This is a genomic window from Metabacillus litoralis, assembly GCF_003667825.1.
GTDB lineage: Bacteria > Bacillota > Bacilli > Bacillales > Bacillaceae > Metabacillus > Metabacillus litoralis_B.
In genome coordinates, this window is sequence record NZ_CP033043.1 from 116,179 (window position 1) to 122,500 (window position 6,322).

6 protein-coding genes and 1 rRNA gene (1 of these 7 cut by a window edge) are annotated in these 6,322 nt (G+C 35.0%); 6 read left to right on the forward strand and 1 reads right to left on the reverse strand.

The features are described from left to right. The first annotated feature begins 204 nt into the window (after window positions 1-204). The gene (locus D9842_RS00475; RefSeq protein WP_121660785.1) at window positions 205-1,338 is read left to right on the forward strand and encodes an oxidoreductase; all 1,134 of its coding nucleotides are present in this window, start codon (window positions 205-207) and stop codon (window positions 1,336-1,338) included. Window positions 1,339-1,674: 336 nt separating this feature from the next. On the opposite strand, the gene D9842_RS00480 is transcribed toward D9842_RS00475, so the two are convergent. After that, window positions 1,675-1,803 (reverse strand): biofilm-forming protein, encoded by a 129-nt coding sequence (locus D9842_RS00480; protein WP_121660786.1) that lies wholly within the window; start codon window positions 1,801-1,803, stop codon window positions 1,675-1,677. 451 nt (window positions 1,804-2,254) lie between these two features. Here D9842_RS00480 and D9842_RS00490 point away from each other — a divergent pair, with 451 nt between their 5' ends. The 5 genes from D9842_RS00490 to D9842_RS00505 all read left to right on the forward strand — a co-directional run. Then, a complete protein-coding gene (locus D9842_RS00490; protein ID WP_121660787.1) occupies window positions 2,255-3,097 on the forward strand; it encodes a tyrosine-type recombinase/integrase in 843 nt (280 codons plus the stop codon). A 218-nt stretch (window positions 3,098-3,315) separates the two neighbouring features. Then, window positions 3,316-3,570, forward strand: a complete 255-nt coding sequence (locus D9842_RS26130; protein ID WP_257535960.1) for a DUF3231 family protein — start codon at window positions 3,316-3,318, stop codon at window positions 3,568-3,570. Between the two features lie 41 nt (window positions 3,571-3,611). Next, the gene (locus D9842_RS00495) at window positions 3,612-4,334 is read left to right on the forward strand and encodes a DUF3231 family protein (protein WP_306821523.1); all 723 of its coding nucleotides are present in this window, start codon (window positions 3,612-3,614) and stop codon (window positions 4,332-4,334) included. A 318-nt stretch (window positions 4,335-4,652) separates the two neighbouring features. Next, window positions 4,653-5,222 (forward strand): hypothetical protein, encoded by a 570-nt coding sequence (locus tag D9842_RS00500; protein ID WP_121660788.1) that lies wholly within the window; start codon window positions 4,653-4,655, stop codon window positions 5,220-5,222. A gap of 530 nt (window positions 5,223-5,752) precedes the next feature. Then, window positions 5,753-6,322: ribosomal RNA gene (locus tag D9842_RS00505) — 16S ribosomal RNA — on the forward strand (it continues 981 nt past the right edge of the window).

Consider the following 6,322-nt stretch of genomic DNA (forward strand, 5'->3'; position numbering starts at 1 on the left):
CATAAATTCTCATTTTGCATAAAAAGAAATGAAATGAATATAACTACGACACAATGAACCTGATTTTATAAGGGAATGGTGCTTCCATATGTTTGAAGTACAGAAGGAACAGGTTCTACATCTGGAGAAAAAACAACAGGCAGAGAATGCTTTTTTAAAAATGGGAATACTATTTTAGGTCTACATATGAAAGGAGCTATATACATGACAAATACAAGTATCTTATTTGAGAACATAAACATTGGTACAACAACGTTAAGTAATCGAGTGGGACTTGCCCCAATGACACGTACAAGCGCTACCCCTGAGGGACTTGCAACAGACCAAATGGCATCTTACTATACATCGTTTGCCCGAGGAGGCTTTGGTTTCATCATTACAGAAGGGATCTATCCTGATGATAAATACAGTCAAGGTTATTTGAATCAACCTGGTATTATAAATGATGAACAAGAGCAAGCGTGGAAGAAGGTAGTGGATTCTGTTCATCAAGAAGGAGCAAAAATAATTGGTCAGCTTATGCATGCTGGTGCTTTATCACAAGGAAATCGTTTTGTAACAGATACGATCGCCCCATCATCTGTTCAACCAAAAGGGGAACAGATGGAATTCTATGGAGGCAAAGGACCCTTCAAGATGCCGAACGAAGCAACGAAAGAAGATATCACCAATGTGATCGATGGTTTCGTACAAGCAGCAAAACATGCAAAATCCGCCGGGTTTGACGGTGTTGAAATACATGGTGCCAATGGGTACATACTTGATCAATTTCTAACTGAATATACAAATAAACGTACCGATGAATACGGAGGATCAACAGAAAATCGTGTTCGGTTATTAGTAGAAGTATCTAAGTCCGTCCGAGAAGCGGTAGGAGCTGACTTTATTGTTGGTATTCGTATTTCACAAGGTAAAGTAAATGATTACACACATAAGTGGGATGATAAAGAAAAAGGGGCAGAAATCATCTTTGGTCAGCTTGGTAATGCAGGACTAGACTATATTCATGTCACAGAATATGAAGCTTGGCAACCAGCGTTTCCTGAAGGAGAAGGAACGTCTGCAACAGACTCTGCATTTGGAGATGGCGGGCCTTCACTTGCTGCTCTAGCGAAAAAATATGCATCTCTTCCCGTCATCGCAAATGGTCATTTAGAAGAGCCAGCCAAAGCTAGTTCAATCATCGAAAAAGGTCACGCCGATCTTATTACTCTTGGAAAAGCAGCGCTTGCAAACCATGACTGGGTAAACAAAGTAAAGAATGGAGAAGCAATAGAAGATTTCCAACCTGAAAAAATGTTAAGCCCAGACGCGAAAATAAAGGAATTTGAAGCTTAACAAAAAGTCTCACCTCATTTATATATAAAGGTGAGACTTTTTTATTATATAAATAACATCAAAGGTTTGGTAAAAGGCTGGCACGGTTGGATAGATAGGCTAATATAAATTGATGTAGTTAATCGAAAAAGTTCAAGAAACAGAAAAAAATAGTTACTCTAAATACGAGTGAATGTTGTTCGTACATTGTAAATTATGGATTCACCATTACTCACTATTAAGGATATAATTACCACACTAAGAACATCACTAATATGTTTTTATCTTGATTTAAAAACCCTTTGGTTTTGCCAAAGGGTTTTTAAGGGAGCTTCTTTATTTTGTTTGTTAGAGTTGTTAAATCTTGTTTGATCTTTTTGAATTGCCATTATGTTTTTTGGGGTCATCTACTTTAAAAGCTGTTTCTGTCTCGTGATCATTCTTCAATTGTTCAATACTAGAGTTCTGAATTCCCTTTTTAGTCATTTTTTCACCACTTTTCCTAGAAAATAACTGTTCTTCATTAGTTATTTTCTCAAATATATAAAATTTAATTCTTCAATCTTATAATTAGGGGAGTAAATGATTTTTTCCTTTATTCCTATTCTCAGCCAAAGTGTACTAAAATTAATTGATTTGATCATTTTTAGTATCGATACAATATTATATTTTTGTTTACTTCAGCATAAAGAACGTGATACTGAATTGATCTCATTATGTTATTTTGACTGATGTCAAAAAATCCTAGTCCGGTAGTTCAGTTGGTTAGAATGCCTGAATGTTACGCAGGAGGCACAGGTTCGAGTCCTGTTCGGATCGCCATTAGGGTTAGTTCTTTTTTTGTATAATTTTCACGGAAGTTGATTTTTAGGAACTTTCATTATATACTAAATATAGTTTATTACTTTTCTAATTTAAATTAAGGGGCGGTGATGGTATGACAAACAAAGAGAAACAAACAATTATAACGGAGTTTTCTAAATGGCAAAAAGAACAAGGTAAAGCTGACTCTACCATAAAGACTTACGTATGTGTTCTTGAGAAATTTCAAACATGGTTAGATGAACATAATAAAGAACTTGAACAGATCTCTAAGAATGACGTTCAATTATATATGGATCATTTAGAAGAACTACAAAGAAATGCAGGAACAATTGAAAAATATCTTGCAGCTATAAGCGTGTTTTCTCGTTTTTTAGGAAGACCTGAAATTATTGTTGATATTCAATGTGTAGAAAAGGTAAAGGATAATGAGGTACCTGAGTCCCTTAATGAACATGAAGAAAAGCTATTGTTATCGGCCGTGAAATCTGATCGAAATCTTAGGAACATAGCTATTGTTTATACTCTTTTATACACGGGAATTCGTATTTCAGAACTATGTGCATTAAATGTATCAGATATAAAGATTAATGAAGAAGAAAGACTTCTCCTTATAAGAGATATTAATGGTGAAGTTGAACGAACTGTTCCACTTTCACAAGAAGTTAGTATACACCTAAGTAATTATATAGAATCTCTTAAAACAGCGAATGAAGCATTAATTGTCTCGAGTGTTAACAAAAGAATAACTACTAGAGCTGTACAATATATGTTACAGAAATATGATGTTCATCCTCACAAATTACGCCATACATTTTGTCAGAAGTTAGTTGATAAAGGTATTGATATTCATACAGTAGCGAAATTGGCTGGTCATAAAGATGTTAATGTAACAAAACGTTATACAAATAACGTAGTAACAAACCTAGAAGAGGCAATTGATCAAGCTTTTTCTTAAATGATACACACGGAGGCTTTGTCTTTGCTCTTGAATTAAAATCCTATCAAAAATCCTGTGGAAATTTCTGCAGGATTTTTTTGTTTAGTATCTACTTAAGATGTATATCTTCCCACAATTGTTGTAATAGATAGGAATCTAATGTTTAAACTGAAATAACTGATACATATATAGCTAATTGGATAAAATACCTCTAACACATTTTTTGGGAGGTTATCATGGTTAACAAGGAAATCAAAATTACACTTACTGCTGGTGAGTTGGGTCAACTATGGGCGCAATATTTAAATGATAGTGCTAGTATTTGCGTTCTCACCTATTTTTTGGAAAAAGTTGATGATCATGAAATTCGACCAATAATTGAATATGCTTTAGAATCTTCTAAATCTCATATTCAAAAAGTTACAGCTATATTAACAAATGAAAAAGTAGAGTTCCTAATGGCTTTTGTATTTAAAATGATACAGATTTAAATGCTCCTAAACTTTATTCTGACAGTTTTGTATTAAATTTTATCAACCAAATGTCTAAGGTCGGACTTACTTTATATGGTGCTGCTGTATCATCAGCTGCTAGAAATGACATTAAAGATTATTTCATTAACTGTCTTGAAGAAACAATCGAATTAAATAAAAGTTCAACTGACCTATTATTGTCAAAAGGATTATTTGTAAGAGCCCCTAGTATACCTTATCTAGAAGAGGTTGAATTCGTGAAAAAGCAAGGGTTTATGTTAGATGTGTTTGGGGAGAAAAGACCGTTAGTGGCATCTGAGATCGATAACCTATTTAATAATCTCCAAAGAAATTCGTTGGGAGTTGCAACGCTTCAAGGCTTTAGTCAGGTTTCGCAAAATAAAGAAGTAAAACAATTTTTTTTAAAAGGATTAGAAATTGGGAATAAACATCTTAAACTATTTAGGGGGAAATTAGAAGAAAGCAAACTTCCTGCTCCAATGTCCTGGGATGCAGAAGTAACAACTAGTACATCACATACATTTTCTGATCGCCTTATGATGTACTTTACATCTGGTTTAATTGCGATGAGTGTTGGATATTATGGAACCGGTGCTAGTCAAAGTCCTAGAGGAGACATTCCTTCCATGTATAACAGGCTATCCTTAGAAATTCAATTGTATGCTGAAGATGGAGCAAATATTATGATAAAAAATGGTTGGCTTGAACAGCCTCCAATGGCAGCAGACAGAGATGAGTTAATAAGGGGGGAAAGTAAATAAGGAGGAATTTACTGTAATTTGTAATTTATCACGTGCCGGTATTGAATGTTTCTTTAATTGTTACAGTGAAAGATTCTTCAACAATAACAGTGTGTTCGAATTAATTAGGGGTAATTACATGAAAGCAATACACTTATCATCGTCTGAAAAGGTTTTTATGGACTAATTATATACGGTAGGAAAGGGTCGGTCATACCTAGGATTATATTTCCTAAATTTAATAGTCCGTAAATATGTAAATAAGATAAAGATTTATTATAATGTTAATGGTTTTCACTAATAGTACACGAAAAAGAGAGTAGGAGTGGATCTATCTTGATGACCAAGGAGCAAGGAAAGAGATTAGATGAGATACTAAATTTACAAGAGAAGGTTGTTTCCATGTGGTTGGACTATTGGAAAGACTTCTCACATCTAGGTACAGGACCATTTTGGGTTATTGTTTCAATGCTTGTTGTTCCTCTTGTAATTCTTTATTTTAAAATCGATAGAACAAAGGTTTTTCAGATTGGGTTTTATGGATTTAATATACATACATGGTTTACATATTCTGATGCTATAGCAATGAGAACAGGTCACGTATATTACCCATTTCAGGCCATACCTGTAATGCCTGTTAACTTTGCTTTAGATGCTTCACTAGTTCCTGTCACCTTTATGTTAGTGTACCAATGGTGTATTAATAACAATAAGAATGTATTCTTTTACGGTGTAATAACAAGTGTCTTTTTCTCTTTTTTATTTAAACCAGTCATGGCTGCGTGGGATTTAATCAAACTAGATAATGGAATGAACTATTTTTTTCTCTTTCTTAATTATTTAGCCATTTTAATTATTGCAATTGTATTAACCAAAGTTTTTCTTTACTTAACACACCATCAAAAATAAATAGTTAATGTAGCATTTTATCTAATAGCTTTATCCTGTTGTTGAAGAAGCTGTTAGCCATATCTTAATTTTTAGGTCTGTTATAGTCTGATTGCCCTCTTTTTTGTATATAAATACCATCTTTATTTTATTGATTTCTGCTAAGTGTTATGGTAAGATCTAATTTCTTCAATTACATTATTTATCTAACTTAAGTTAATTTCATGGAAGTTGATAAGAACGGGATAATTTATGTTATTATAAGTTTTGTGTTTAGATTAATTCTTTAGAATAAAAGATTCACAAAAGATATTGACTTCTGCGAAGTTGAGTGATAAGATATATCTTGTCGCTAGGAAATGCTAGTGACATTTATTATCTCTAAAAAATATTCAGAGAAGTTGAAAACGGAGAAGTTATTTGATACAATAATTTCTGTTGCTGGTTTCTTTGAAACATAGCTTGATAGTTCTTTGAAAACTAAACAAAACAGAAACGTCAACGTTAACTATTTGTCTTTTATAGACGAAACTAAGAGCTATATCAACTCTTTATTGGAGAGTTTGATCCTGGCTCAGGACGAACGCTGGCGGCGTGCCTAATACATGCAAGTCGAGCGAACCAATGGGAGCTTGCTCCCTGAGGTTAGCGGCGGACGGGTGAGTAACACGTGGGTAACCTGCCTGTAAGATTGGGATAACTCCGGGAAACCGGAGCTAATACCGGATAATATTTTGAACCGCATGGTTCAAAATTGAAAGACGGCTTTTAGCTGTCACTTACAGATGGACCCGCGGCGCATTAGCTAGTTGGTGAGGTAACGGCTCACCAAGGCGACGATGCGTAGCCGACCTGAGAGGGTGATCGGCCACACTGGGACTGAGACACGGCCCAGACTCCTACGGGAGGCAGCAGTAGGGAATCTTCCGCAATGGACGAAAGTCTGACGGAGCAACGCCGCGTGAACGATGAAGGCCTTCGGGTCGTAAAGTTCTGTTGTTAGGGAAGAACAAGTACCAGAGTAACTGCTGGTACCTTGACGGTACCTAACCAGAAAGCCACGGCTAACTACGTGCCAGCAGCCGCGGTAATACGTAGGTGGCAAGCGTTGTCCGGAATTA

Excerpts from the sequence above, each read along its gene's own strand:
- D9842_RS00480 (WP_121660786.1), bottom strand. The coding sequence starts at position 1,803 with ATGACTAAAAAGGGAATTCAGAACTCTAGTATTGAACAATTGAAGAAT.
- D9842_RS26130 (WP_257535960.1), top strand. The coding sequence starts at position 3,316 with ATGGTTAACAAGGAAATCAAAATTACACTTACTGCTGGTGAGTTGGGT.
- D9842_RS00490 (WP_121660787.1), top strand. The coding sequence starts at position 2,255 with ATGACAAACAAAGAGAAACAAACAATTATAACGGAGTTTTCTAAATGG.
- D9842_RS00475 (WP_121660785.1), top strand. The coding sequence starts at position 205 with ATGACAAATACAAGTATCTTATTTGAGAACATAAACATTGGTACAACA.
- D9842_RS00500 (WP_121660788.1), top strand. The coding sequence starts at position 4,653 with ATGACCAAGGAGCAAGGAAAGAGATTAGATGAGATACTAAATTTACAA.